The sequence below is a fragment of the Stutzerimonas stutzeri genome, from assembly GCF_051028275.1.
GTDB lineage: Bacteria > Pseudomonadota > Gammaproteobacteria > Pseudomonadales > Pseudomonadaceae > Stutzerimonas > Stutzerimonas stutzeri_AS.
Genome location: NZ_CP069269.1, coordinates 989,429 through 1,012,870 on the forward strand (window position 1 = coordinate 989,429; position 23,442 = coordinate 1,012,870).

At 59.3% G+C, this 23,442-nt stretch carries 22 protein-coding genes and 1 other RNA gene; 19 read left to right on the plus strand and 4 right to left on the minus strand.

Features of this window, described 5'->3' with window-relative positions:
- Positions 1-7 precede the first annotated feature (7 nt).
- Positions 8-421: a ClpXP protease specificity-enhancing factor gene (locus JQR87_RS04520; protein WP_407292109.1), complete on the plus strand. Its 414-nt coding sequence runs from the start codon at positions 8-10 to the stop codon at positions 419-421.
- Between the two features lie 90 nt (positions 422-511).
- On the opposite strand, the gene JQR87_RS04525 is transcribed toward JQR87_RS04520, so the two are convergent.
- The 4 genes from JQR87_RS04525 to JQR87_RS04540 all read right to left on the minus strand — a co-directional run bounded on the left by JQR87_RS04525 (position 512) and on the right by JQR87_RS04540 (position 3,912).
- A complete protein-coding gene (locus JQR87_RS04525) occupies positions 512-1,090 on the minus strand; it encodes a BON domain-containing protein (RefSeq protein WP_407292107.1) in 579 nt (192 codons plus the stop codon).
- Positions 1,087-1,680 (minus strand): phosphoheptose isomerase, encoded by a 594-nt coding sequence (locus JQR87_RS04530; protein WP_407292105.1) that lies wholly within the window; start codon positions 1,678-1,680, stop codon positions 1,087-1,089. Before JQR87_RS04530 ends, JQR87_RS04525 begins: the two co-directional genes overlap by 4 nt.
- A 106-nt stretch (positions 1,681-1,786) precedes the next feature.
- Positions 1,787-2,155, minus strand: coding sequence for a YraN family protein (locus tag JQR87_RS04535; RefSeq protein ID WP_407292103.1), 369 nt, complete (start codon positions 2,153-2,155; stop codon positions 1,787-1,789).
- Positions 2,152-3,912, minus strand: a complete 1,761-nt coding sequence (locus JQR87_RS04540) for a penicillin-binding protein activator (RefSeq protein WP_407292101.1) — start codon at positions 3,910-3,912, stop codon at positions 2,152-2,154. Before JQR87_RS04540 ends, JQR87_RS04535 begins: the two co-directional genes overlap by 4 nt.
- A 122-nt stretch (positions 3,913-4,034) precedes the next feature.
- On the opposite strand from JQR87_RS04540, the gene rsmI reads away from it, so the two are divergent.
- The 18 genes from rsmI to lpxC all read left to right on the plus strand — a co-directional run bounded on the left by rsmI (position 4,035) and on the right by lpxC (position 23,395).
- The gene (rsmI, locus tag JQR87_RS04545) at positions 4,035-4,907 is read left to right on the plus strand and encodes a 16S rRNA (cytidine(1402)-2'-O)-methyltransferase (protein WP_407292100.1); all 873 of its coding nucleotides are present in this window, start codon (positions 4,035-4,037) and stop codon (positions 4,905-4,907) included.
- A gap of 96 nt (positions 4,908-5,003) precedes the next feature.
- An RNA gene (gene rnpB / locus JQR87_RS04550) (RNase P RNA component class A) lies at positions 5,004-5,362 on the plus strand.
- A gap of 290 nt (positions 5,363-5,652) precedes the next feature.
- The gene (mraZ, locus tag JQR87_RS04555) at positions 5,653-6,108 is read left to right on the plus strand and encodes a division/cell wall cluster transcriptional repressor MraZ (RefSeq protein ID WP_407292099.1); all 456 of its coding nucleotides are present in this window, start codon (positions 5,653-5,655) and stop codon (positions 6,106-6,108) included.
- Complete coding sequence (rsmH, locus tag JQR87_RS04560; RefSeq protein WP_407292098.1) at positions 6,105-7,052, plus strand: 16S rRNA (cytosine(1402)-N(4))-methyltransferase RsmH; 948 nt, start codon at positions 6,105-6,107, stop codon at positions 7,050-7,052. The genes mraZ and rsmH overlap by 4 nt, the downstream gene beginning before the upstream one ends.
- A gap of 17 nt (positions 7,053-7,069) precedes the next feature.
- Positions 7,070-7,339, plus strand: a complete 270-nt coding sequence (gene ftsL / locus JQR87_RS04565; protein ID WP_407297824.1) for a cell division protein FtsL — start codon at positions 7,070-7,072, stop codon at positions 7,337-7,339.
- Positions 7,336-9,066, plus strand: a complete 1,731-nt coding sequence (locus JQR87_RS04570; RefSeq protein WP_407292096.1) for a peptidoglycan D,D-transpeptidase FtsI family protein — start codon at positions 7,336-7,338, stop codon at positions 9,064-9,066. Before ftsL ends, JQR87_RS04570 begins: the two co-directional genes overlap by 4 nt.
- Complete coding sequence (locus tag JQR87_RS04575; RefSeq protein WP_407292095.1) at positions 9,066-10,529, plus strand: UDP-N-acetylmuramoyl-L-alanyl-D-glutamate--2,6-diaminopimelate ligase; 1,464 nt, start codon at positions 9,066-9,068, stop codon at positions 10,527-10,529. The genes JQR87_RS04570 and JQR87_RS04575 overlap by 1 nt, the downstream gene beginning before the upstream one ends.
- On the plus strand, positions 10,522-11,898 hold the full coding sequence (locus JQR87_RS04580; RefSeq protein ID WP_407292093.1) for a UDP-N-acetylmuramoyl-tripeptide--D-alanyl-D-alanine ligase: 1,377 nt from the start codon (positions 10,522-10,524) through the stop codon (positions 11,896-11,898). Before JQR87_RS04575 ends, JQR87_RS04580 begins: the two co-directional genes overlap by 8 nt.
- Positions 11,898-12,980: a phospho-N-acetylmuramoyl-pentapeptide-transferase gene (mraY, locus tag JQR87_RS04585; RefSeq protein WP_407292092.1), complete on the plus strand. Its 1,083-nt coding sequence runs from the start codon at positions 11,898-11,900 to the stop codon at positions 12,978-12,980. The genes JQR87_RS04580 and mraY overlap by 1 nt, the downstream gene beginning before the upstream one ends.
- A gap of 6 nt (positions 12,981-12,986) precedes the next feature.
- On the plus strand, positions 12,987-14,330 hold the full coding sequence (gene murD / locus JQR87_RS04590) for a UDP-N-acetylmuramoyl-L-alanine--D-glutamate ligase (RefSeq protein ID WP_407292091.1): 1,344 nt from the start codon (positions 12,987-12,989) through the stop codon (positions 14,328-14,330).
- On the plus strand, positions 14,330-15,562 hold the full coding sequence (gene ftsW, locus JQR87_RS04595; RefSeq protein ID WP_407292089.1) for a putative lipid II flippase FtsW: 1,233 nt from the start codon (positions 14,330-14,332) through the stop codon (positions 15,560-15,562). The genes murD and ftsW overlap by 1 nt, the downstream gene beginning before the upstream one ends.
- On the plus strand, positions 15,552-16,622 hold the full coding sequence (gene murG / locus JQR87_RS04600; protein WP_407292087.1) for an undecaprenyldiphospho-muramoylpentapeptide beta-N-acetylglucosaminyltransferase: 1,071 nt from the start codon (positions 15,552-15,554) through the stop codon (positions 16,620-16,622). Before ftsW ends, murG begins: the two co-directional genes overlap by 11 nt.
- The gene (gene murC, locus JQR87_RS04605; protein WP_407292086.1) at positions 16,615-18,075 is read left to right on the plus strand and encodes a UDP-N-acetylmuramate--L-alanine ligase; all 1,461 of its coding nucleotides are present in this window, start codon (positions 16,615-16,617) and stop codon (positions 18,073-18,075) included. Before murG ends, murC begins: the two co-directional genes overlap by 8 nt.
- On the plus strand, positions 18,072-19,016 hold the full coding sequence (locus JQR87_RS04610) for a D-alanine--D-alanine ligase (protein WP_407292085.1): 945 nt from the start codon (positions 18,072-18,074) through the stop codon (positions 19,014-19,016). The genes murC and JQR87_RS04610 overlap by 4 nt, the downstream gene beginning before the upstream one ends.
- 3 nt (positions 19,017-19,019) lie before the next feature.
- Positions 19,020-19,877 carry a cell division protein FtsQ/DivIB gene (locus tag JQR87_RS04615; protein WP_407292083.1) on the plus strand — a complete coding sequence of 286 codons (858 nt, stop codon included), beginning with the start codon at positions 19,020-19,022 and terminating at the stop codon, positions 19,875-19,877.
- Between the two features lie 12 nt (positions 19,878-19,889).
- Positions 19,890-21,137, plus strand: coding sequence for a cell division protein FtsA (gene ftsA / locus JQR87_RS04620; RefSeq protein WP_407292081.1), 1,248 nt, complete (start codon positions 19,890-19,892; stop codon positions 21,135-21,137).
- Between the two features lie 47 nt (positions 21,138-21,184).
- Positions 21,185-22,372, plus strand: coding sequence for a cell division protein FtsZ (ftsZ, locus tag JQR87_RS04625; protein WP_407292079.1), 1,188 nt, complete (start codon positions 21,185-21,187; stop codon positions 22,370-22,372).
- Positions 22,373-22,483: 111 nt separating this feature from the next.
- A complete protein-coding gene (gene lpxC, locus JQR87_RS04630) occupies positions 22,484-23,395 on the plus strand; it encodes a UDP-3-O-acyl-N-acetylglucosamine deacetylase (RefSeq protein WP_407292078.1) in 912 nt (303 codons plus the stop codon).
- Positions 23,396-23,442 lie beyond the last annotated feature (47 nt).

Genomic DNA, 23,442 nt, shown 5'->3' on the forward strand with positions numbered 1-23,442 from the left:
GCAGCATATGACATCAAGTCGTCCTTACCTGGTGCGCGCGTTGTACGATTGGATCGTAGACAACGACTGTACTCCGCATTTGTTGGTCAACGTAGAGCATCCAGGTGTTCAAGTGCCCGATGGCTTTGCCAGCGACGGTCAGATCGTATTGAACGTGGCGCCAGCTGCGGTGCGTCAACTGCAAATGGATAATCAGTCGATCCGTTTCGAGGGGCGCTTCGGTGGTGTGCCGCATAACCTGCATGTCCCGTCGGCAGCCGTAATGGCCATCTACGCACGCGAGAACGGGCAGGGCATGGTGTTTGAGGTTGAGCCCACCCCGCCTGATGACAATCCATCCGTTGACGATTCGTCGAAAGGCTCAGGCGCATCGTCGCGTGCGGCTCCGGCAGGGCGTCCTAGCCTGAAGGTTGTCAAGTAACCAGAGTGCTAAGCCCAGCGGCTTAGATGGGATGATAGCTTGTGGCTGTCAGCACCGGTCCTCCGGTGCTGATTCGTCTTGTTGCTGCTATCAGTCGATGTACTCAAACAGTTTAACGATGCGCTGCACGCCCGATACGCCTTGCACTACGCTCGTTGCCCGGTTGCCCTCCTGGCGGCTGACGAGGCCCAGCAGGTAAACGATGCCGTTCTCGGTGATGACTTTGATGCGTGAGCCGGGCACGGTCGCGTCAGTGAGCATCTGTGCCTTGATCTTGGTCGTCAGCCAAGAGTCATTACTCCGAGCCAAGGCAGACGAAGGTTTGAGGACCTGTATTTCGTTGTGCACGCGTTTGACGCGCTGTACGGAGCTAGCGGCCTGTTCAGCCAGTTGTTTCAATTCTGCCCGCGGTGTTTGACCCGCAAGCAAGACGACCCCGTTGTAGCTGGCAACGATGACATGAGACGCTCGGTCCAGGTCCGGGTGGGCCTTGGCAATATTCACCGCAGCTTTTGTCTCGATTAGCGAATCATCGATCGTGCTTCCGATCGTCCGTGTTCCGCGATTGTCGCTGATGGGGTCGTCGCGTGTAGCGGTGAGCACTGAGCTGCAGCCGGTAATGGCCACGCACAGCACAAGCGCAAAGCTCTGCAACTGAACCGATTTCATTCTTCGCTCCCAAACAGTTGGTTGTCTATCAAGTCGCATAGGCAATGAATGGCCAGAAGGTGTACCTCCTGGATGCGCGCCGTGACCTTTGCCGGAACGCGAATTTCAACGTCCTCCGGTAGCAGCAGAGAGGCCATTCCGCCGCCGTCGCGACCAGTGAGCGCGACGACCTGCATCTCGCGGTCGTGTGCGGCCTGAATCGCCTGAATGACGTTAGCCGAGTTGCCGCTAGTGGAAATGGCAAGCAGCACGTCGCCTGGCTGGCCCAGCGCGCGAATTTGTTTGGAAAAAACCTCGTTGTAGCTGTAGTCGTTGGCAATTGAAGTCAGCGTTGAGCTGTCAGTCGTCAGGGCGATTGCGGGAAGGCTTGGGCGCTCGCGCTCGAAGCGGTTAAGCAACTCCGAGGAAAAATGTTGCGCGTCGCCGGCTGATCCGCCGTTTCCGCAGGTCAGGATCTTGCCTTCACTGAGCAGCGTGTTGACCATAACCTGTCCAGCCTGCTCGATGCTGGGCGCCAGCACCTCCATTGCATTCTGTTTGGTTTCAATGCTGGCCTGGAAAAGCTGGCGTATACGGGATTGCATATCCATCGGTGATTAACCTTCAGTGACGGCTGGGGCTCCAGGGCCGTGCCGCAGGAGTCTTTTCATACAGGTTTGGTATTAGCGAAACGCCGTTCCGCTACAGAGCTTATCTTCAGCTGTCGAAAGCGTTTCGGATCCAGTTGGGCTTCGCTGCATTGCTGCCCGATCCTATCGCGACGACGTCGAAGCGGCAGGGGTGTGTTGCCCAGCAGCTCTCTTTCACTAGAAAAAGCTGCGCCGCCTTGATCAGCTTCTGCTGTTTATGCACGTCTACGCTCTCAAGGGCGCCGCCCCATGCGGCGTGGCGTCTGTAGCGAACCTCGACGAATACTACTGTATCGCCGTCAAGCATGACCAGATCGAGCTCGCCGCTACGGCACGTCCAGTTTCGATGTAGCAGTCGCAGCCCTTGCGTCTGGAGATATTGCTGAGCGGTATCTTCAGCGAGCTTTCCGCTGGTCTGCTTGCTGGTCGCACTCAATTAGGCGTGTCCGGTAATGGCTGGACTTCTCCATCATGAAACATGGCCCACGGCAGGCGTCGTTCGATTCGCTGTTGCGGCGTAATGTTGAGCGTGCCTGACAGGCCATCTATCCGGGTTTCCGGGACGGCCAAGAGCTGACTCAGACGCGGCGCCAGGAGATAAGCGTCGGCGCCCATGGCATAAAGCCTGCCAAGGCTGCCGCGTGCCTGAGGCCACTTGCGTTCGATCTCCTGGCGAAGCGGAAGCTGTGGATCAAGCAACCAAGGGGTCTCGGTAAAGCGAATGCCTTCGAGGTCCAGGTATTGCGTGCGGTTATCCGTGGCGGCGTGGAGGTGCGAAGTGGCATAGACGGGCAGGTCGCCGGCGTACTGGAATATGAGGGTTGGTTTGACTTGCTGCGCTTGCTGTGGTGTCGCGGCGAGGAAGAGGAAATCGATATCCTGGCGGCGTGAAGGCTGCGAGTCAGTGCCGTTGCTGCTTATCTGCAGCAGTTCGGCGATCTGATTGGCCAGCTCGATTGGCTCGGCCAGTGGTTCGGCTGCAGCCACTGTTCCGCCTAAGTCTTGCCATTCTTGGCGGAATGCTTCAAACACTCGGTTACCCCAGTCACCTCTTGGTGTCAGAGCGACTGCGCGGCGGTGCCCATCGGTCCAGGCGCGGCGCGCCACTTCGCGCGCTTCATCTTCGGCCGCCAGTCCAAACTGGAACAGTTGCGGAGGGATCGTCTGATCGGCGTCGCTGTAGTTGAGGGCGAGCGTTGTGATGGGCAATCGCTCGCGGTCGGCCAGCTGGCGGACCGTGTCTTTGTCCAGTGGCCCGATAACCAATTCGACGCCTGCGGCCGATGCCCGTCGGTAAAACTCGTCGATAGAGGGAAACCGTGAGCTGTCGAACAGCTCGATTTTCAGATTGCTCTGTTCGGCGAGGTGTGCGGCTAGGAATCCGTCCCGCAGAGCGCGGGCGACACTGGCAAGCGGGCCGTCCATCGGCAACAGCAGGGCTACATGGGACAAGGGCTTGTCAGCCAGCTCCCTTATCTTTTGTAGCGAGTCCGGCAGTCGTATTGCGGCGGGGTGGTTGGGATGCTGTTGTAGCCAGGCGTCGATGGCGCGTTTTTGCTGGCTGATAGTGCCGGACTGTTTAACGGCCACTGCCAGGCTTATCCATCCGGCGAGGTCGGTGTCAGCGGTCGGCTGAAGTTGCTCGGTTGACAGGTCCGAAACAAGCGACCAGATCGCATCGTGATTTTTCTCAGCCTGCTCTCCACTTAGCAGGGGGGCGATGAAGGTCCGTTCGCGAGCTGCGTCGAGAGGCTGGTTGTTCGCCTCGAATGCATTGGCGCGGGCCAGTTGAGTCCGTAGCTGCTGGTCAACTGGTAGTTCTGCCAGGCGCTCAAATACTGGGTGCTGTAATGCCTGAAGCGCGCCTTTCGGCTCTCCGGCAGCCAATGCCAGCTCCGCTTCCAGCGTTCTGGCAAATATTTGCTGCGCGGGCATCAGCGTATCGATGTCGATCTGCCCGAGAATCTGTCGAGCTTGTTCCGCATTGCCCTGCTGCAGGCTCTGGTCGGCGGCAGACAGTCGCAGCGACGCCGCCTTGGTCGGATCGCTGGCGTCAGCTTCTTTGAGTAATTGCTGTGTCGATGCCTGTGGTGTGCGAGGCAATTCGCCGAGCGTAGACGACGGCGAGCTGGCACAGGCCGAAAGCACGGCGGCGATGCATAAGAAGATAAGCGGGCGAAAGCGAACCGTCATGTGATCATTCCTGATAGGCGCTGGCGGGTATCGGCGGATTGTACCCAAGCGCTGGCGGGGTCGCGATGTTGCGGCCCTTAAACGGGCTACAATGCGCGTTTTTAATAAAAGAGGTACGCCCTGTGACTGCGCCAGGTGATGTGAATTCCGCTGCAGGCACGCTCTATGTCGTCGCTACGCCGATAGGCAATCTTGAAGATATCAGTGCTCGGGCGCTCCGTGTGCTCTCCGAGGTAGCGTTGATTGCGGCGGAAGATACCCGTCATTCTTCCAGGTTACTGCAGCATTTCGGCATCACTACGCCGCTGGCTGCCTGTCATGAGCACAATGAGCGTGACGAGGGTGGGCGGTTTATCAAACGGCTTCTGGCCGGAGATAACGTGGCGCTGATTTCCGATGCAGGCACGCCGCTGATCTCCGATCCGGGTTACCACCTGGTTCGGCAGTCTCGCGCGGCCGGTATACAAGTCGTTCCGCTGCCTGGTGCCTGTGCACTCATTGTGGCGCTTTGCGCTGCTGGCTTGCCATCGGACCGATTCATCTTCGAGGGATTTCTCCCTGCCAAGCAGGCCGCGCGCCGCGCTCGACTGGAACATTTGCGGACTGAGCCCCGTACGTTGATTTTCTATGAGGCGCCGCATCGCATCCTTGATGCACTGAGTGACCTCGAGACGGTCTTCGGCCCAGATCGGCCGGCGGTGTTGGGGCGCGAGTTAACCAAGACGTTCGAAACACTCAAAGACTCACCGCTGGGCGCATTACGCGCCTGGGTAGCGTCTGATAGCAACCAGCGGCGCGGCGAGTGCGTGCTTGTGGTGGGTGGCTGGGAAGCGCCGGATGAAAATGACGAGGTTGATGAAGATGCTCGTCGGGTTTTGCAGTTGCTGTTAGCTGAACTGCCGGTCAAGCGTGCGGCGGCGGTCGCCTCCGAGATAACCGGGGTCAGAAAGAACCTGCTGTATCAGCTCGCCTTGCAGAGTAAGGATGGCGGCTGATAATCGTGCCAGGTGGCCTCGCTGCGTTGTGGTGATATCGACGGAGGCCGCTGTCGGGTTGCAGGTCCAGACGTAGACAAGTACTCTGGCCGTCGGAGAGTCGATCGGACAGTCGCTGTCCCTTTTTGTTCCGCAAGAAGGGAGGGAGGAAAGTCCGGGCTCCATAGGGCGAAGTGCCAGGTAACGCCTGGGGGGCGTGAGCCTACGGAAAGTGCCACAGAAAATAACCGCCTAAGCGCTTCGGCGCCGGTAAGGGTGAAAAGGTGCGGTAAGAGCGCACCGCGCGGCTGGTAACAGTTCGTGGCTAGGTAAACCCCACTTGGAGCAAGACCAAATAGGGATCCATCGGCGTGGCCCGCGCTGGATCCGGGTAGGTTGCTAGAGGCAGTCAGTGATGGCTGTCGTAGAGGAATGACTGTCCTCGACAGAACCCGGCTTACAGATCGACTCTCCGACTTTTCTGCAACATCCCGCCTTGTTAGTCCAAAAAAGTCTTGCTCTTCAGAAAACACTTTAAGTTTGAAGTGCAGGTTTCTGCATCTGCTGAATATCTTATTCAGCACCTTCCTCCGGTTTACCGTTTATCTCCGTTTCGGTTGCTAAATTCCCGCCACATAAGGGTTTTTCCCGTCGGGCTCACCTTGACGGTGGGGCTGCTGCATTTCTATAGTGCGCACAAGTGGTAGAAAGTGGAATGAAGTGGGTATTTATGGGCTTGGAACGCTAATTCAGGGGAAGCGCAGCCGTGTTTCGCGGAGCAAACGCCATCAGTCTCGATGCCAAAGGGCGGCTAGCTATGCCCAGCCGGTATCGTGACGAGCTCGTTTCGCGTTGCGAGGGACAGCTGATCATCACCATCGATGCGGTAGATCGATGCCTGGCGATCTATCCGCTGCCTGAATGGGAGCAAATCGAAGCCAAACTGAGAGAGCTGCCTTCTTTAAGGGAAGAGAGTCGTCGCCTGCAGCGTTTGCTGATTGGCAATGCCGTGGACCTGGAATTGGACGGCAATGGACGAGTGCTGGTACCGCCGCGTTTGCGCGAATACGCGGGGCTGGACAAGCGAGCCATGCTCGTCGGGCAGTTGAACAAGTTCAGCCTGTGGAACGAGGACGACTGGAACGCGCAAGCAGATGCGGACCTGGCGGCCATCAAACAACCCGGCGCATTGCCGGAAGAATTGCGTGACCTAATCCTGTGAGCCAGATCAGCAGCTACAACCATGTAACCGTGTTGCTCGATGAGGCCGTTGCGGCGCTCGACGTGCGCTCGGATGGGCGCTATCTGGACGGAACATTCGGGCGCGGCGGGCATAGCCGACTGCTGCTGCAGCAGCTAGGGCCTGATGGCTGTTTGCTGGGATTCGACAAGGACCCGCTAGCAATCGCTACGGGGCAAGCACTGGCGGCCGAGGATGGCCGCTTTGTCGTTGTGCAGCGAAGTTTCGCCGAGCTTGGCTTCGAGTTAGAGCAGCGCGGCTGGACAGGCACTCTCAGCGGCGTGCTCCTGGATTTGGGCGTATCTTCGCCGCAGCTCGATGACCCTGAGCGCGGATTCAGCTTTTTGAATGACGGTCCTCTGGACATGCGCATGAACCCCGATCGCGGGGTCAGCGCTGCAGAGTGGATCGCAACGGCGACTGAAGAAGATATCGCTCGTGTTTTTAAAGAGTATGGTGAGGAACGCTTTGCCAAGCGCATGGCGCGCGCGGTGGTACAGCGCCGTGCCGAGCAGCCATTCGAGCGGACGGCTGACCTCGCTCAGGTCCTGACGGTAGCCAATCCCGCTTGGGAAAAAGGCAAGAATCCGGCAACGCGAGCCTTTCAGGGGTTGCGCATTTTCATAAACAACGAGCTCGGCGACCTGGAAGCCGGGCTTGATGCGGCGCTCGAAGCACTTGAAGTCGGCGGCCGGCTGGTCGTGATCAGTTTCCATTCGCTGGAAGACCGCATCGTCAAGCAATTCATGCGGCGGCATGCGAAAGGCGAGGCCGACACTCTTCCACGTGATCTTCCAATCATTCCCGAAAAGTTCGTGCCGCGCCTGAAGGTTCTAGGCAAGCCACAGTACGCGTCTGCCGACGAAGTCAAGGTGAACCCACGTTCACGCAGTGCCGTGATGAGAGTTGCGGAGAAGTTGCGGTGACTCAGCTCCGAAGCGCGATGCCCAACGGCAGCTTATTGATGCTGGTGATGTTTATTGCCGTGCTTCTGTCGGCGATCGGTGTCGCCTATAGCGCGCACTGGAATCGGCAATTGCTCAACGAGCTTTACGGCGAGCTTAGCGTGCGAGACAAGGCGCAGGCGGAATGGGGGCGTTTGATACTCGAGCAAAGCACCTGGACTGCTCACAGTCGCATCGAAACGCTGGCTTCCGAGCAATTGAAGATGCACATCCCAGAAGCGAAAGACGTCAGGCTGGTGGCCCCATGAAGCTTCAGGGCGCGCTTTATCCTTGGCGTTTTCGCATCGTGCTGGCTTTGCTGTCTGGAATGGTCGGCGCGATCGGGTGGCGAATCGTAGATCTTCAGGTTCTAGACCAGGCCTTCCTTAAAGGACAGGGTGACGCGCGCAGCGTGCGCCACATTCCGATCCCCGCTCACCGTGGACTCATGACCGACCGCCATGGTGAGCCCTTGGCGGTCAGTACCCCTGTCACCACGCTATGGGCTAATCCGCGCGAGCTGCAAAGCGCGCAGTCTCGTTGGGCTGAGCTCGCCAAAGCCCTCGGGCAAGACGCCGCGGGGTTGACCCAGCGCCTCAGGGAGCAGGCTGAGCGGGAGTTCATGTACCTGGTGCGGGGGCTGACGCCTGAGCAGGGGCAGCGAGTGCTTGATCTGGAAATTCCCGGCGTTTATGCGCAGGAGGAGTTTCGTCGTTTCTACCCCGCTGGGGAGGTGGCCGCTCACGTCGTTGGTTTTACCGACATAGACGACCACGGACGGGAAGGCATGGAGCTGGCCTATAACGAGTGGTTGGCAGGGGTGCCCGGCAAGCGGCAGGTTCTCAAGGATCGCCGTGGTCGGCTGATCAAGGACGTCCAGGTAGTCAAGAACGCCAAGGCCGGCAAAGCGCTTGCGCTGTCTATCGACCTGCGTCTGCAATACCTGGCGCACCGGGAACTGCGCAATGCGTTGCTGGAGTTTGGTGCCAAGGCGGGCAGTCTGGTGGTGCTCGATGTAAAAACCGGTGAAGTCCTGGCCATGGTCAATCAGCCGACCTACAACCCGAACAACCGCCGCAACCTGCAGCCAGCGGCGATGCGTAACCGGGCCATGACGGACCTGTTCGAGCCAGGCTCGACCATGAAGCCCATCTCCATGAGCGCAGCGCTGGAAACAGGTCGGTGGAAGCCCAGCGACATGGTGGAGGTCTGGCCGGGGTCGCTGCGCATAGGGCGCTATACCATCCGCGACGTTTCGAAGACACAGGGCCGTGAACTGAGCCTGACGGGGATTCTTATCAACTCTTCCAACGTTGGCATGAGCAAGGTTGCCTTCGATATAGGTGGGGCGGCGATTCACGAAATCATGCGCAAGGTGGGTTTTGGACAGGATACCGGGCTGGGCTTCCCTGGCGAGCGAGTCGGCAACCTCCCGACTCATCGAGAATGGCGACAGGCCGAAACCGCCACGCTTTCGTATGGCTACGGCCTGTCAGTCACCGCTGTACAACTGGCTCACGCCTATGGCGCGCTGGCTAATGATGGCCGTATGGTGCCGATGTCACTAACCCGTGTTGACCATAAGCCCGAAGGCGTAGAAGTGGTGTCGCCGCAAGTGGCCAAAACCCTTCAGATCATGCTCCAGGATGTGATCGAAGCACCGCGCGGTGTCTTCCGCGCTCAGGTGCCGGGATATCACGTAGCTGGCAAAAGCGGTACTGCCCGCAAAGCGTCGTCAAACAGCCGGGGCTATGAGGAAAACGCCTACCGGTCGATGTTCGCGGGTTTCGGTCCCATGAGCGACCCGCGCATTGCCATCGCAGTGGTTATCGATGAGCCCAGCAAAAGCGGTTATTACGGTGGGCTGGTTTCGGCGCCGGTGTTTAGCCGTGTTATGTCCGGGGCCCTGCGTCTGATGAATATCACGCCCGATAACTTGCCTCCTGAAGACATCAAGACCGCCGACGCGGAAAAGACAAAGGGAGGCCGTATCTGATGCCGATGCCGTTGAACCAGCTACTGCCTCAAGCCGCGAGCGAAACCTTGATTCGTGAACTGACGCTCGATAGCAGAAAGGTCCGTCCGGGTGACTTGTTCTTAGCTGTGCCCGGATACAAACAGGACGGCCGCTCTCACGTAGCGGATGCTATCGCCCACGGTGCGGCCGCCGTCGCCTATGAGGTCGAGGGCGCTGCGGAGATGGCCGATGGGCAGGCTGAGTTGGTACCGGTTCGCAATCTTGCAGGACAGCTTTCGGCGATTGCTGGTCGCTTCTATGGCGAGCCAAGCCGCAGTTTGCACCTTGTCGGCGTAACCGGTACCAACGGCAAGACCAGTGTGACCTATCTGATCGCCCAAGCGCTGGATCGCTTGGGCGAGCGTTGCGGGATTATCGGCACCCTCGGCAACGGTTTCCATGGGGAGCTGGCACTGGGTCAGCACACAACGCCAGATGCGATCGGTGTACAGGCCAACCTGGCAAGCCTGCGCAAGCAGGGTGCCCGTGCCGTGGCCATGGAAGTCTCCTCGCATGGTCTGGCGCAGGGTCGCGTCGCTGCGCTCGCATTCGACGTGGCTGTGTTCACTAATCTTTCCCGAGACCACCTCGACTATCACGGTTCGATGGAAGCCTACGGCGAGGTCAAGGCACGGCTGTTCAAAATGCCTGGGCTGAAGTGTCGAGTGATCAATCTGGATGACGCCTTGGGCCGCTCGCTTGCGGCAGAGCACGCTGAGTCACGGCTGATCAGTTATAGCTTGGAAGATGCCTCGGCTTATCTCTATTGCCCCGAGGCGCGTCTGGACGATGCCGGAATTCATGCTCGACTGGTGACGCCTCAGGGCGAGCGTTCGCTGCGTAGCCCACTGCTCGGCCGGTTCAACGTCAGCAATGTGCTTGCGGCGGTGGGCGCCTTGCTGGGCATGAACTATCCGCTCGATGAAATTCTCACTGCGCTGAAGGACGTTGGCGGCCCTGCCGGACGCATGCAGCGGCTGGGTGGTGGCGACCGTCCCCTGGTGGTAGTCGATTACGCCCATACCCCAGATGCGCTGGAAAAGGTCCTTGGTGCCTTGCGACCCCACACTCGCGGAAAGCTGCTGTGTTTGTTCGGCTGCGGAGGTGATCGCGACCGTGGTAAGCGCTCGCTGATGGCTCAGGTTGCCGAGCGCCTGGCAGATTACGTCGTGGTGACCGACGACAACCCCCGTAACGAAGACCCGATGCAGATTCTCGATGAGATTCGCGCTGGTTTCAGCGCACCCGAACAAGCGGTCTTTGTGCCGGGGCGTGCCGCAGCCATTGCCCGCTGCATTGAAAACAGCGGTGTTGACGACGTCGTACTGCTGGCTGGCAAGGGACATGAGGACTACCAGGAGATAGAAGGCGAGCGCCTGCCATTCTCCGATCTCGAGCAGGCGTCGACAGCCCTGGCTGCCTGGAGGAACCCCCATGCTTGAAATCAAGCGCCTGACTGATCTGATCGCACCGTTGTCAGCCAAGCTGATCAATGCCGATGCGACTTTTAGCTCCGTTAGTACCGATAGTCGATCGATCGAGCCTGGACAGCTTTTCATCGCGCTCACCGGGCCTCGCTTCGACGGCCATGCTTACCTGGCAGACGTCGCAGCCAAGGGTGCCGTCGCCGCACTGGTCGAGCGACATGTGCCCGAGGTTTCGCTGCCTCAGCTTGTTGTCGCCGATAGCCGTATCGCGCTCGGCCAGCTGGGCGCGCTCAATCGCGACGCTTTCAACGGTCCAGTCGCTGCAATTACGGGTTCCAGTGGCAAGACGAGTGTGAAGGAACTGCTTGCCAGCATCCTGCGCGCTGCTTATGGCGTCGAAGCGGTTCACGCTACTCGCGGCAATCTCAACAATGACCTGGGGGCGCCGCTCACGCTGCTCGAGTTGGCCCCTAAGCATAAGGCTGCGGTAATCGAGCTGGGCGCTTCGCGCGTTGGTGAGATCGCTTATACCGTTAGCCTGACTCGGCCAGATGTCAGCTTGATTACCAATGCGGGCACCGCCCACGTAGGAGAGTTCGGCGGTCCGGAAAAGATCGTCGAGGCCAAGGGCGAGATACTGGACGGGCTCGGTTCAGATGGCATCGCGGTGCTTAATCGTGATGACCGGGCCTTCCCAACCTGGGAGCGGCGGGCAGCAGGTAAGCGCGTCGTGAGCTTCGCCATCAAGAGCACACTTGCCGACTTCCATCCTGCTTCGATTGCCTACGATCAGCGCGGCTGCCCCAACTTCGTTCTCACCGGGCCTGCCGGGTCCGCGCGCGTTCAGCTCAATTTGCTCGGCCGCCACAGTGTTGCCAATGCGCTGGCCGCCGCTGCAGCCGCAAGCGCAATGGGTGTCGCACCCGATCATATCGTCCTCGGCCTTGAAAGCTTGCAACCCGTAAAGGGTCGGGGCGTGGCGCAGATGTTGGGTAACGGCGTTCGTCTGATAGACGACACATACAACGCGAACCCAGCGTCCATCTGCGCAGCTATTGATGTGCTGGCGGGTTTTGCTGGGCGGACCGTGTTGGTGCTTGGCGATATGGGCGAACTCGGCTCATGGGCTGAACAGGGTCATCAAGAAGTGGGCCGTTATGCCGCAGGCAAGGTCAGCACCTTATTCGCCGTTGGGACGCTGATGAAGCATGCCGTAGAGGCTTTTGGTCATGGCGCGCGGCATTTCCCAGATCAGCACAGCCTGATCGAAACGCTGCGTCTGGAACAGGGCAGCGCAACCACCATTTTGATCAAGGGATCACGGAGTGCAGCGATGGACAAGATCGTCGCCGCGCTTTCCGCATCCGGCATGGAGAAACATTGATGCTGCTGTTGCTCGCCGAGTACCTGCAACAATTCCACACGGGCTTCGCTGTCTTTCAGTATCTGTCGCTGCGCGGAATTCTTGGCGTGTTGACCGCGCTGGTCCTGTCTCTGTGGCTGGGGCCATGGCTCATTCGCACCCTGCAGCTGCGTCAGATCGGCCAGGCGGTACGCACGGATGGCCCGCAGACACATCTGTCCAAATCCGGAACGCCGACCATGGGCGGCGCATTGATACTCAGTGCCATCGCAGTCAGCACGCTGCTCTGGGCTGACCTTTCCAATCGTTATGTGTGGGTGGTGCTGGCGGTAACCCTCCTGTTCGGCGCGATTGGCTGGGTGGATGACTACCGTAAGGTGATCGAAAAAAACTCGCGTGGCCTTCCGAGCCGCTGGAAGTATTTCTGGCAGTCTGTCTTTGGTATCGGCGCTGCGATCTTCCTTTATATGACCGCAACGACCTCGGTCGAGACGACGCTGATTCTGCCGTTGCTGAAGAACATCGAGATACCGTTGGGCATCGGCTTTGTCGTACTGACTTACTTTGTGATTGTCGGCTCGAGCAATGCCGTGAACCTCACTGACGGCCTCGACGGGCTTGCGATCATGCCAACCGTGATGGTGGGAGGGGGCCTCGGCATTTTCTGCTACCTGTCTGGCAACGTTAATTTCGCGGAATACTTGCTGATTCCTTATATCGCCGGTGCGGGCGAGCTGATCGTTTTCTGCGGTGCGCTGATCGGTGCAGGACTCGGCTTTCTCTGGTTCAACACCTATCCCGCCCAGGTTTTCATGGGCGACGTCGGCGCGTTGGCCCTTGGCGCTGCCTTGGGAACCATCGCGGTGATCGTCCGGCAAGAAGTGGTCCTGTTCATCATGGGCGGCGTTTTCGTGATGGAAACCCTGTCGGTCATGATCCAGGTCGCCTCGTTCAAGTTGACTGGTAAGCGCGTCTTTCGCATGGCGCCGATTCATCACCATTTCGAGCTAAAGGGCTGGCCTGAGCCCAGGGTGATTGTGCGCTTCTGGATCATCACCGTGATCCTCGTGCTGGTCGGTCTCGCCACGTTGAAGTTGAGGTAACACAGAGTGCTCATCGTTTCCGATCAGTTCCGCATCGTCGTAGGTCTCGGCAAAAGCGGCATGTCCCTGGTTCGCCATCTGGCGCGCCGCGGTGTGCCTTTTGCTGTTGCCGACACGCGTGCGAACCCGCCGGAGCTGGCCACTCTGAAAGCCCAGTATCCCGATATTGAGGTTCGCTGCGGCGAGCTCGATCCTCAGTTTTTATGCCGAGCCAGCGAGCTGTTGGTGAGTCCGGGCCTACCGCTCAGCACGCCAGCATTGCAGACGGCTGCGGCTAACGGTGTGAAGCTGTCCGGAGACATTGAGCTGTTCGCTCGCGAAGCCAAGGCGCCAATCGTGGCCATTACCGGTTCCAATGCGAAGAGCACCGTGACCAGCCTAGTCGGTGAAATGGCTGCCGCGGCCGGTCGGAAGGTAGCCGTAGGCGGAAATCTGGGAACGCCCGCGCTGGATCTGCTCAGCGACGAGGTCGAGCTTTACGTCCTTGAACTCTCTAGCTTCCAGCTGGAAACCACGGACCAGTTGAACGCTGAGGTCGCGACCTGCCTGAACATCAGTGAAGATCATATGGATCGTTACGACGGGCTCCCGGCGTACCATCAGGCTAAACACCGCATATTTCGCGGTGCTCGGCAGGTGGTGATCAATCGTGACGATCGCCTGAGCCGACCGCTGGTTGCCGACGATCTTCCCACCTGGTCTTTCGGTCTCGGCAAACCTGATTTCAAAGGGTTTGGGTTGTTCGAAGAAAGCGGCCAGAAGTACCTCGCCTTTCAATTCGATGCGCTGATGCCAGCCAACAAGTTGAAAATGCGCGGCGCTCACAACCAGTCCAATGCATTGGCAGCCTTGGCGCTCGGTTACGCCGTTGGTCTTCCGTTCGAGCCGATGCTCGCAACCTTGCGCGACTTCACCGGCCTTGCTCATCGCTGTCAGTGGGTCGGTGAGCGTAAAGGCGTGACCTATTACGATGATTCGAAGGCGACCAATGTTGGCGCTGCGCTAGCTGCGATCGATGGGCTGGGTAGCGACATCCCAGGCGAATTGGTGCTCATCGCAGGCGGCGACGGCAAAGGCGCCGATTTCTCGGCCTTGCACAGTCCTGTCTCGCATCAATGCCGCGCGGTCGTCTTGCTGGGGCGCGATGCTGAGCTGCTCGCTGCTGCGCTTGAAGGGGCTGCACCTATTCACCGTGTTCAGACACTGCAGGATGCCGTACAGCTGGCATCCAAGCTTGCCCAGCCAGGCGACGCCGTCCTCCTATCGCCTGCATGTGCCAGCCTCGACATGTTCCAGAACTTTGAAGATCGCGGACGTCAGTTCGCCGCAGCGGTGGAGGCGCTCAACTGATGATCGCTTTCTTGCGCAGCGCACCGTCACCGTTGTTCAGTCGACGCGGCATCGACCTCGACTTCCCGATGCTTGCTGGCTGTCTGGCGTTGTTGGGCCTCGGCTTGGTGATGATCACCTCAGCTTCTTCTGAAGTCGCGGCGGTGAATGCGGATAATCCGATGTATTACATGGTCCGCCACCTGATTTATGTCCTGCTCGGCCTTGGCGCTGCGGCACTGGTGTTGCTGGTGCCCCTGTCGGTCTGGCAGCGGCTGGACTGGATGCTGTTGATAGGCGCCTTCGTGCTACTGATTCTGGTGCTGATACCGGGAATCGGACGCGAGGTGAACGGTTCCATGCGCTGGATCGGCTTCGGTGCATTCAACGTGCAGCCGTCGGAGTTGGCCAAGCTCTTTGTCGTTGTTTATCTCGCCGGTTACCTGGTGCGCCGTCAGCAAGAAGTTCGCGAAAGCCTCTGGGGCTTCCTCAAGCCGTTTCTCGTCCTCCTTCCCATGGCCATGCTGCTCCTGCTCGAGCCGGACTTTGGCGCGACCGTAGTGATGATGGGCGCCGCGGTGGCCATGCTGTTTCTTGGGGGCGTCGGGCTGATTCGGTTCAGCTTGCTGGTTCTGCTGGCCGTCGGTGCGGTCTTCATTCTGGTACAGACGCAGGAATATCGTTTGCAGCGACTGATCACCTTTACCGATCCCTGGGCTGATCAATATGGAGCGGGTTACCAGTTGACTCAGGCCTTGATCGCCTTTGGTCGCGGCGAGTGGCTGGGAGTCGGTCTTGGTAACAGCGTTCAGAAGCAGTTCTACCTGCCTGAGGCTCATACCGATTTCGTCTTTTCGGTCCTCGCCGAAGAGCTCGGCATGGTTGGCGCGCTGCTGACTATTCTGCTGTTCGCTTTCGTTGGTGTGCGCGCCCTGTACATAGGGCTTGCGGCCGAGCGGGCGCGCCAGTTCTTCGCTGCCTATATCGCCTGGGGCGTTGCGTTCCTTTGGCTCGGTCAGTTTCTGATCAACGTGGGCGTGAATATCGGACTGCTACCGACGAAGGGCCTGACCCTGCCGTTCCTTAGCTACGGTGGGAGTTCGCTGGTGGTCACCTGCGCCAGCATGGCGTTGCTGCTGCGGATCGAGTGGGAAAGCCGTACGGTTCTCGGCAGCGAAGATGTCGAGTTCAGCGAAGACGATTTCGACGAAGTGCCTGCACCCAATAGCAAGGGGGTGCTGCATGGGCGGTAACGTCTTGATCATGGCTGGCGGAACCGGGGGGCATGTGTTCCCGGCACTGGCCTGCGCTCATGAGTTCCAGAACCGTGGCTACCGCGTGCACTGGCTGGGTACGCCACGAGGCATCGAGAATGAGGTGGTTCCTGCTGCCGGGCTGCCCCTGCACCTTATTCAGGTGAGTGGCCTGCGTGGCAAAGGCGCGACTTCGTTGCTCAAAGCACCGTTTCAGCTATTGCGCTCGCTGGGGCAAGCTCGCCGCGTTATTCGTGAACTTCAGCCTGTATGTGTGCTTGGTCTCGGCGGTTATGTGACAGGGCCGGGCGGACTGGCTGCAAAGCTCGCTGGAGTCCCGCTGGTCATCCATGAGCAGAACGCTGTTGCTGGAACGGCCAACCGCAGCCTGGTGCCATTCGCGCAGCGGGTCTGCCAGGCCTTTCCGGGTACGTTCGCGGATAGCGTCAAACGTCGGACTACGGGAAATCCGGTTCGCCATGAGCTGTTCCTCGAAACGCCCCGGCAGACGCTGCAAGGCCGTCGGCCCCGGCTGCTGGTGCTTGGCGGCAGCCTCGGCGCGGAGCCGTTGAACAAGCTGTTGCCTGAAGCGCTCGCCCGGTTACCTGGCGAGCTACGCCCTGAGGTATTCCATCAGGCGGGCAAGCTGCACGCTGATGTGACGCAGGAGCGCTACGGAGCGGCGGGCGTCGAGGCGGAGGTCGCACCTTTCATAAAAGATATGGCCCGCGCTTACGCCTGGGCGGACCTGGTGATCTGCCGCTCCGGTGCGCTGACGGTATGCGAACTGGCCGCAGCTGGACTGCCTTCGTTTCTCGTGCCGTTACCCCATGCGATCGACGATCACCAAACGCGTAACGCCGAATACCTGGCGAAGGAGGGCGCCGCCGTTCTTCTCCCACAAGCAAAAACCGATGCTGCCGCGCTGGCCGCGCAGCTGACCGAGGTGATGATGCAGCCGGAAAAACTCAAGACGATGGGAGCCACGGCACGCCAGCTGGCTCGGCCGGACGCTACCCGAACCGTCGTGGACATTTGCCTGGAGGTGGCGCATGGCTAAGTCCCCTGCTGCGGTCAAGGCAGAAGTGCGGCGTATGCGCCGTATCCGCCGAATTCACTTTGTCGGAGTTGGTGGCGTTGGCATGTGCGGTATCGCTGAGGTGCTGCTGAATCTCGGCTATGACGTCTCCGGTTCGGATCTGAAAGCCTCCGCAAGCACTGAGCGCTTGGAGAAGTTCGGGGCACGAATTTTCATCGATCATCAGGCCGAAAACGTTGTTGGCGCCGATGTGTTGGTGGTTTCCAGTGCGGTTAATGCGTCCAACCCGGAAGTCGCTTTTGCGCTTGAACAGCGCATTCCGGTTGTGCCGCGTGCCGAGATGCTCGCGGAATTGATGCGCTATCGGCACGGCATCGCCGTGGCAGGCACCCATGGCAAGACCACCACAACGAGCTTGCTGGCCTCGGTTTTTGCTGCAGGTGGACTCGACCCGACGTTCGTGATCGGCGGTCGTCTGACAGCGGCCGGCACGAACGCCCAGTTGGGTTCCAGCCGGTATCTGATCGCCGAAGCCGACGAAAGCGACGCCAGCTTCCTTCACCTGCAACCCATGGTCGCTGTTGTAACCAATATCGATGCCGACCACATGAGCACGTATGGCGGCGACTTCGGCAAGCTGAAAAAAACCTTCGTCGAGTTTTTGCACAACCTTCCGTTCTATGGGCTGGCGGTATTGTGCGTTGATGATCCAGTGGTACGCGAGATCATCCCGCAGATAGGTCGCCCTATAACCACCTACGGCACGCACGAAGATGCAGACGTCAGGGCGATCAACATTCGCCAGGAAGGAATGCGCACCTACTTCACGGTGCTGCGTGATGGCTTTGATGCGCTCGATGTGTCCGTCAACATGCCGGGCAATCATAATGTGCTCAACGCCCTGGCAACTATCGCCATCGCTACCGATGAAGGTATCGACGACGACGCTATTGTCCAGGGGTTGTCTCAGTTTGGCGGTGTGGGCCGTCGCTTCCAGGTTTACGGCGAGCTGCCTGTCGATGGCGGCAGCGTCATGCTGGTCGATGATTACGGTCACCACCCCCGTGAAGTCGCAGCGGTGATCCAGGCCGTTCGCGGCGGCTGGCCCGAGCGTCGATTGGTGATGGTCTACCAGCCACACCGTTTCAGCAGAACCCGCGATCTTTATGACGACTTCGTGCAGGTGCTGAACGAGGCAAATGTGCTGCTCATGATGGAGGTCTACCCGGCCGGCGAGGAGCCTATTCCGGGTGCCGACAGTCGGCATCTGTGCCACAGCATCCGCCAGCGTGGACAGCTCGATCCAATCTACTTCGAGCGTGGGGTCGATCTGGCCCCGCTGGTCAAGCCGCTGCTGCTTCCAGGCGACATTTTGCTTTGCCAGGGCGCGGGCGATATCGGCGGGCTGGCCCCTCAACTCATCAAAAGTCCCCTGTTTGATGGCGCTGCAAGCGCCGCGAGGAAGAGCGAATGACCGCCTTGCAATCGACTCGTGATCCCAAGGCATTTGGCCGGGTTGCCGTGCTCTATGGTGGCAAAAGCGCTGAGCGCGAGGTTTCCCTGAAATCGGGTGCGGCTGTGCTTTCGGCGCTGCAGGCGGCCGGAGTCAACGCATTCGGAATCGACGTTGACGATACCTTGCTGGCCCGGTTGAGCAGCGAACAGATTGACCGAGCCTTTATCGTGCTTCACGGGCGCGGCGGTGAAGACGGCAGCATGCAGGGCCTGCTCGAGTGTGCCGGCATTCCTTATACCGGCAGTGGAATACTCGCCTCGGCGCTCGCCATGGATAAGCTGCGCACGAAGCAGGTATGGCAGAGTCTTGACCTACCGACCCCGCGGCATGCCGTGCTGGCGAATGAGGCTGACTGCCGGGCTGCTGCTGAAGGCCTGGGCTTCCCCCTCATCGTCAAGCCTGCTCATGAAGGGTCCAGTATCGGAATGGCGAAGGTCGCGAACGTCGATGAGCTGATTGCAGCTTGGCGCGCCGCGAGTAGGTACGACTCGCAAGTCCTCGTCGAGCAGTGGATCCAGGGGCCCGAGTTCACAATCGCCACCTTGCGCGGCGAGGTGCTGCCTCCGATTGGACTGGGCACTCCTCACTCCTTCTACGACTACGACGCGAAGTATGTCGCCAACGATACCCAGTATCGGATTCCCTGCGGGCTGGGCGAGGCCAAGGAGCAGGAACTGAAAGAACTAGCGGCTCGAGCCTGTGACGCTGTAGGTATCCAGGGTTGGGCGCGTGTCGATGTGATGCAGGATGCTGCCGGGGGGTTCTGGCTTCTGGAGGTTAATACTGTCCCAGGAATGACCGATCACAGCCTGGTGCCGATGGCGGCGCGAGCTGCAGGTTTGGATTTCCAGCAGCTCGTGCTTGCCATTCTGGATGCCAGCATGGCGACCGGGAACTAAGCCATGCTCACCACGCTGCGTCACTCTCAACCCGCCTCCGGCCGTGCACTACGCAAGCCTGCGCAGCGGGGCGCGAGTCGTTTGGTCCAGCGCGAGCCGCTTTCGGCACGCTTGCCACGGCCGAGCATGGCCTCGCTCAAGCGTGTGATGTGGCCGGTGTTGCTGGTTGCTCTGGTTGTCGGGCTCTACAAGTTGGGCGAGTACATCGCGCCCTATGCCGATCGGCCAATTGCCAAGGTCAGCGTCCGGGGCGAATTGACCTATATCGATCAGCAAGCGGTGCAGGCGCGTATGGCGCCGTTCGTCGAAGCCAGTTTTTTCAAAGTTGATCTCGACGCTTTGCGTAGCGACCTTGAGCAGATGCCTTGGATTGCGCACGTAGAAGCGCGCCGGGTCTGGCCGGATGAGGTCATGGTGCGTCTTGACGAGCAGTTACCCGTGGCTCGTTGGGGGGATGAGTCGCTGCTTAATAACAACGGTCAGGCCTTTGAACCGCAGGATCTGACTCGCTATGAACACTTGCCACAATTGTACGGTCCGAAGCGGGCCCAGCAGCGGGTGATGCAGCAATACCAAATGCTAAGTCAGATGCTGCGGCCGCTTGGCTTTTCCATAGCCCGTCTTGAGCTGCGTGCTCGGGGAAGCTGGTACGTAACGACCGGCCAGGGTATCGAGCTGCTTCTGGGACGAGATCAGGTAATCGAAAAAATGCGGCGCTTCACTGCCATCTATCAGCAAGAGCTGAAGCAGGAGAGCGAAAGAATTGCTCGGATCGACCTTCGCTACGCCAATGGCCTTGCCGTTGCGTGGCGCGAGCCGAGTCCGACCACGGCGGGCGAGCCCGTCGTTGCGAAGAATTGAGGAACGAAACACATGGCTAGCGTGCAAAGCGGCAAGATGATCGTCGGTCTGGATATCGGCACCTCCAAGGTGGTGGCGCTGGTTGGCGAAGTAACGCCGGATGGCGAGCTTGAGATTGTCGGGATCGGTACTCATCCATCGCGTGGGTTGAAAAAGGGCGTGGTGGTCAATATCGAGTCCACCGTGCAGTCGATTCAGCGGGCGGTTGAAGAGGCACAGCTGATGGCGGGCTGCCGCATTCACTCGGCATTCGTCGGTTTGGCCGGCAACCATATCCGCAGCCTGAATTCACACGGGATCGTTGCGATCCGTGACCGCGAGGTCAGCAGTGCAGACCTCGACCGTGTCCTCGACGCTGCGCAAGCTGTTGCTATCCCGGCGGATCAGCGTGTGCTGCATACCTTGCCGCAGGACTACGTGATCGATAATCAGGAGGGCGTGCGAGAGCCACTCGGGATGTCCGGAGTTCGCCTTGAAGCCAAGGTCCATGTGGTCACTTGCGCGGTAAACGCAGCGCAGAATATCGAGAAGTGCGTGCGTCGCTGTGGGCTCGAAGTCGACGACATCATCCTTGAGCAGCTCGCCTCCGCTCATGCCGTGTTGACCGACGATGAAAAGGAGCTGGGCGTCTGCCTGGTGGATATCGGTGGCGGCACCACGGACATCTGCATCTTTACCGAAGGCGCTATCCGGCACACTGCTGTCATTCCGATTGCCGGTGATCAGGTTACCAACGACATCGCCATGGCATTGCGTACCCCGACTCAGTATGCCGAAGAGATCAAGATCCGCTACGCCTGTGCGTTGGCCAAGCTCGCAGGGCCAGGCGAGACCATCAAGGTACCGAGCGTCGGAGACAGGCCGCCGCGGGAACTCTCGCGTCAGGCATTGGCCGAAGTCGTGGAGCCGCGTTATGACGAGCTCTTTACACTGATTCAGGCCGAGCTGCGTCGCAGTGGCTACGAGGATCTGGTTCCTGCAGGAATTGTCCTCACTGGCGGTACAGCAAAGATGGAAGGTGCTGTCGAGCTGGCCGAAGAGATCTTTCACATGCCGGTACGCCTGGGCGTGCCGCATAGCGTCAATGGACTCGCGGACGTGGTCCGCAATCCCATCTATTCAACGGGTGTGGGCCTGTTGCTGTACGGAATGCGCAAGCAGACCGATGGCACGTCCATATCTGGTCTCGGCAACTTTGCCGACGAACCCAAGACGTCTGTCGTGGACCGGCTGAAAAGCTGGATCCAGGGCAATTTCTGAGCAGTGCGGCTGTAACTAAAACTAGAAAGCTGGAAGGAGAGAGGGAAATGTTCGAACTCGTAGATCATACCCCGCAAAGTGCAGTGATTAAGGTCATTGGCGTAGGCGGAGGCGGCGGCAACGCTGTCAATCACATGGTGCGCAACAGCGTCGAAGGTGTTGAATTCATCTGCGCCAACACCGACGCTCAAGCGCTGAAGAAGATCGAAGCGCGGACCGTATTGCAGTTGGGGTCGGCCATTACCAAAGGTTTGGGTGCTGGCACCAACCCGGATATTGGCCGTCAGGCCGCGATGGATGATCGCGAGCGCATCGCCGAGGTGCTGCAGGGCGCCGACATGGTGTTCATCACCACTGGCATGGGCGGTGGCACCGGCACCGGCGCTGCCCCTGTCATTGCCTCCGTGGCGAAGGAAATGGGCATTCTGACCGTGGCGGTCGTGACTCGCCCATTCCCATTCGAAGGCCGTCGCCGCATGCAGGTCGCCGATGAAGGTATCCGCCAGCTGTCGGAATGTGTCGACTCGTTGATCACCATTCCCAACGAAAAGCTGCTTACGATTCTGGGGAAAGATGCGAGCCTGCTCGCTGCATTCGCCAAGGCGGACGACGTTCTGACCGGAGCTGTACGCGGCATCTCGGACATCATGCAGCGTCCGGGTTTGATGAACGTCGACTTCGCCGACGTTAAAACAGTCATGGGCGAGATGGGTATGGCCATGATGGGCACAGGTTGTGCCACCGGTCCGAACCGCGCTCGCGAGGCAACCGAGGCTGCAATTCGCAACCCTCTTCTCGAAGACGTCAACCTTCAGGGTGCTCGGGGCATTCTGGTCAACATTACCGCTGGTCTTGACCTCTCTCTCGGCGAATACGCTGCGGTCGGCGAGATTATCGAGGCGTTCGCGTCCGACGAGGCGACCGTCAAGGTTGGTGCGGTGATCGACCCTGACATGCTTGACGAGCTGCATGTGACCGTCGTTGCAACGGGTCTCGGTCCGCGCAATGAGAAGCCGGTCAAGGTTGTAGATAACACGATACACACTGCCTCGGTTGCTCCGCAGACCGCGCCAGCCCCACGCCAGGATCAGGCCGCGGTTAATTACAGGGATCTGGATCGCCCGACCGTCATGCGCAATCAGGCGCACGCAGCGGCTACCGCTGCGAAGATGAACCCACAGGAAGACTTGGATTACCTAGACATTCCAGCATTTCTGCGTCGTCAGGCTGATTGATTGAATGTATCAGGAGTATAGGGGTGATTGGTATTCAGCAAAGTTGGGTTCTGCTATGATCGCTGCCATTGTTGGAAACCATTCGCAACAGCGTACTAGCGAAACCAAGCCATGATCAGACAACGCACCTTAAAGAACATCATACGAGCCACTGGTGTTGGCCTGCACTCGGGGGAGAAGGTTTACCTGACCCTGAAACCGGCTCCTGTGGACACCGGAATTGTGTTCTGTCGCACCGATCTCAACCCGCCCGTACAGATTGCCGCACGGGCGGAAAATGTCGGTGAAACGACTATGTCGACCACGCTGATCAGCGGTGACGTCAAGGTCGATACGGTCGAGCATCTGCTCTCAGCCATGGCTGGGCTTGGTATCGACAATGCTTTCGTCGAGCTGTCCGCGTCGGAAGTGCCCATCATGGACGGTAGCGCTGGTCCCTTCGTATTCCTGATTCAATCAGCCGGCCTGCAGGAGCAGGAAGCCCCCAAGAAATTCATCCGCATCACCCGTGAAGTGTCTGTAGAGGATGGCGATAAACGCGCCACGTTCCTCCCATTCGAGGGCTTCAAGGTGAGTTTCGAGATCGATTTCGACCATCCGGTTTTCCGGGGTCGCACCCAGACCGCCAGCGTGGATTTCTCCAGCACTTCCTTTGTAAAGGAAGTCAGTCGCGCCAGAACCTTCGGTTTCATGCGCGATATCGAATTCCTCCGCTCGCACAACCTGGCCCTGGGTGGGAGCGTTGAAAACGCTATCGTGGTCGATGAAGACCATGTGCTCAACGAAGACGGCCTGCGTTATGAGGACGAGTTCGTGAAGCACAAGATTCTCGATGCAATCGGTGATCTTTACTTGTTGGGCACCAGTCTGATCGGCGAATTCCGCGGCTTTAAATCCGGACATGCCTTGAACAATCGTTTGCTGCGCACCCTGATGGAACAGAAGGATGCATGGGAAATGGTGACGTTCGAGGAGTCCCAGACCGCACCGATCTCCTATATGCGTCCCGCAGCTGCTGGCTGAGCTGTACTCTCTTTCCTTTTGAGGCCACCTTCGGGTGGCCTTTTTTC

Bases quoted from the DNA above. Each gene is read 5' to 3' on its own strand.
- mraY (WP_407292092.1), top strand. From the start codon at position 11,898: ATGCTGCTGTTGCTCGCCGAGTACCTGCAACAATTCCACACGGGCTTC.
- JQR87_RS04615 (WP_407292083.1), top strand. From the start codon at position 19,020: ATGCTCACCACGCTGCGTCACTCTCAACCCGCCTCCGGCCGTGCACTA.
- ftsW (WP_407292089.1), top strand. From the start codon at position 14,330: ATGATCGCTTTCTTGCGCAGCGCACCGTCACCGTTGTTCAGTCGACGC.
- murC (WP_407292086.1), top strand. From the start codon at position 16,615: ATGGCTAAGTCCCCTGCTGCGGTCAAGGCAGAAGTGCGGCGTATGCGC.
- murG (WP_407292087.1), top strand. From the start codon at position 15,552: ATGGGCGGTAACGTCTTGATCATGGCTGGCGGAACCGGGGGGCATGTG.
- ftsL (WP_407297824.1), top strand. From the start codon at position 7,070: ATGCCCAACGGCAGCTTATTGATGCTGGTGATGTTTATTGCCGTGCTT.
- JQR87_RS04530 (WP_407292105.1), bottom strand. From the start codon at position 1,680: ATGGATATGCAATCCCGTATACGCCAGCTTTTCCAGGCCAGCATTGAA.
- JQR87_RS04570 (WP_407292096.1), top strand. From the start codon at position 7,336: ATGAAGCTTCAGGGCGCGCTTTATCCTTGGCGTTTTCGCATCGTGCTG.
- JQR87_RS04540 (WP_407292101.1), bottom strand. From the start codon at position 3,912: ATGACGGTTCGCTTTCGCCCGCTTATCTTCTTATGCATCGCCGCCGTG.
- ftsZ (WP_407292079.1), top strand. From the start codon at position 21,185: ATGTTCGAACTCGTAGATCATACCCCGCAAAGTGCAGTGATTAAGGTC.
- lpxC (WP_407292078.1), top strand. From the start codon at position 22,484: ATGATCAGACAACGCACCTTAAAGAACATCATACGAGCCACTGGTGTT.
- JQR87_RS04520 (WP_407292109.1), top strand. From the start codon at position 8: ATGACATCAAGTCGTCCTTACCTGGTGCGCGCGTTGTACGATTGGATC.
- ftsA (WP_407292081.1), top strand. From the start codon at position 19,890: ATGGCTAGCGTGCAAAGCGGCAAGATGATCGTCGGTCTGGATATCGGC.
- JQR87_RS04525 (WP_407292107.1), bottom strand. From the start codon at position 1,090: ATGAAATCGGTTCAGTTGCAGAGCTTTGCGCTTGTGCTGTGCGTGGCC.
- JQR87_RS04575 (WP_407292095.1), top strand. From the start codon at position 9,066: ATGCCGATGCCGTTGAACCAGCTACTGCCTCAAGCCGCGAGCGAAACC.
- JQR87_RS04580 (WP_407292093.1), top strand. From the start codon at position 10,522: ATGCTTGAAATCAAGCGCCTGACTGATCTGATCGCACCGTTGTCAGCC.
- JQR87_RS04610 (WP_407292085.1), top strand. From the start codon at position 18,072: ATGACCGCCTTGCAATCGACTCGTGATCCCAAGGCATTTGGCCGGGTT.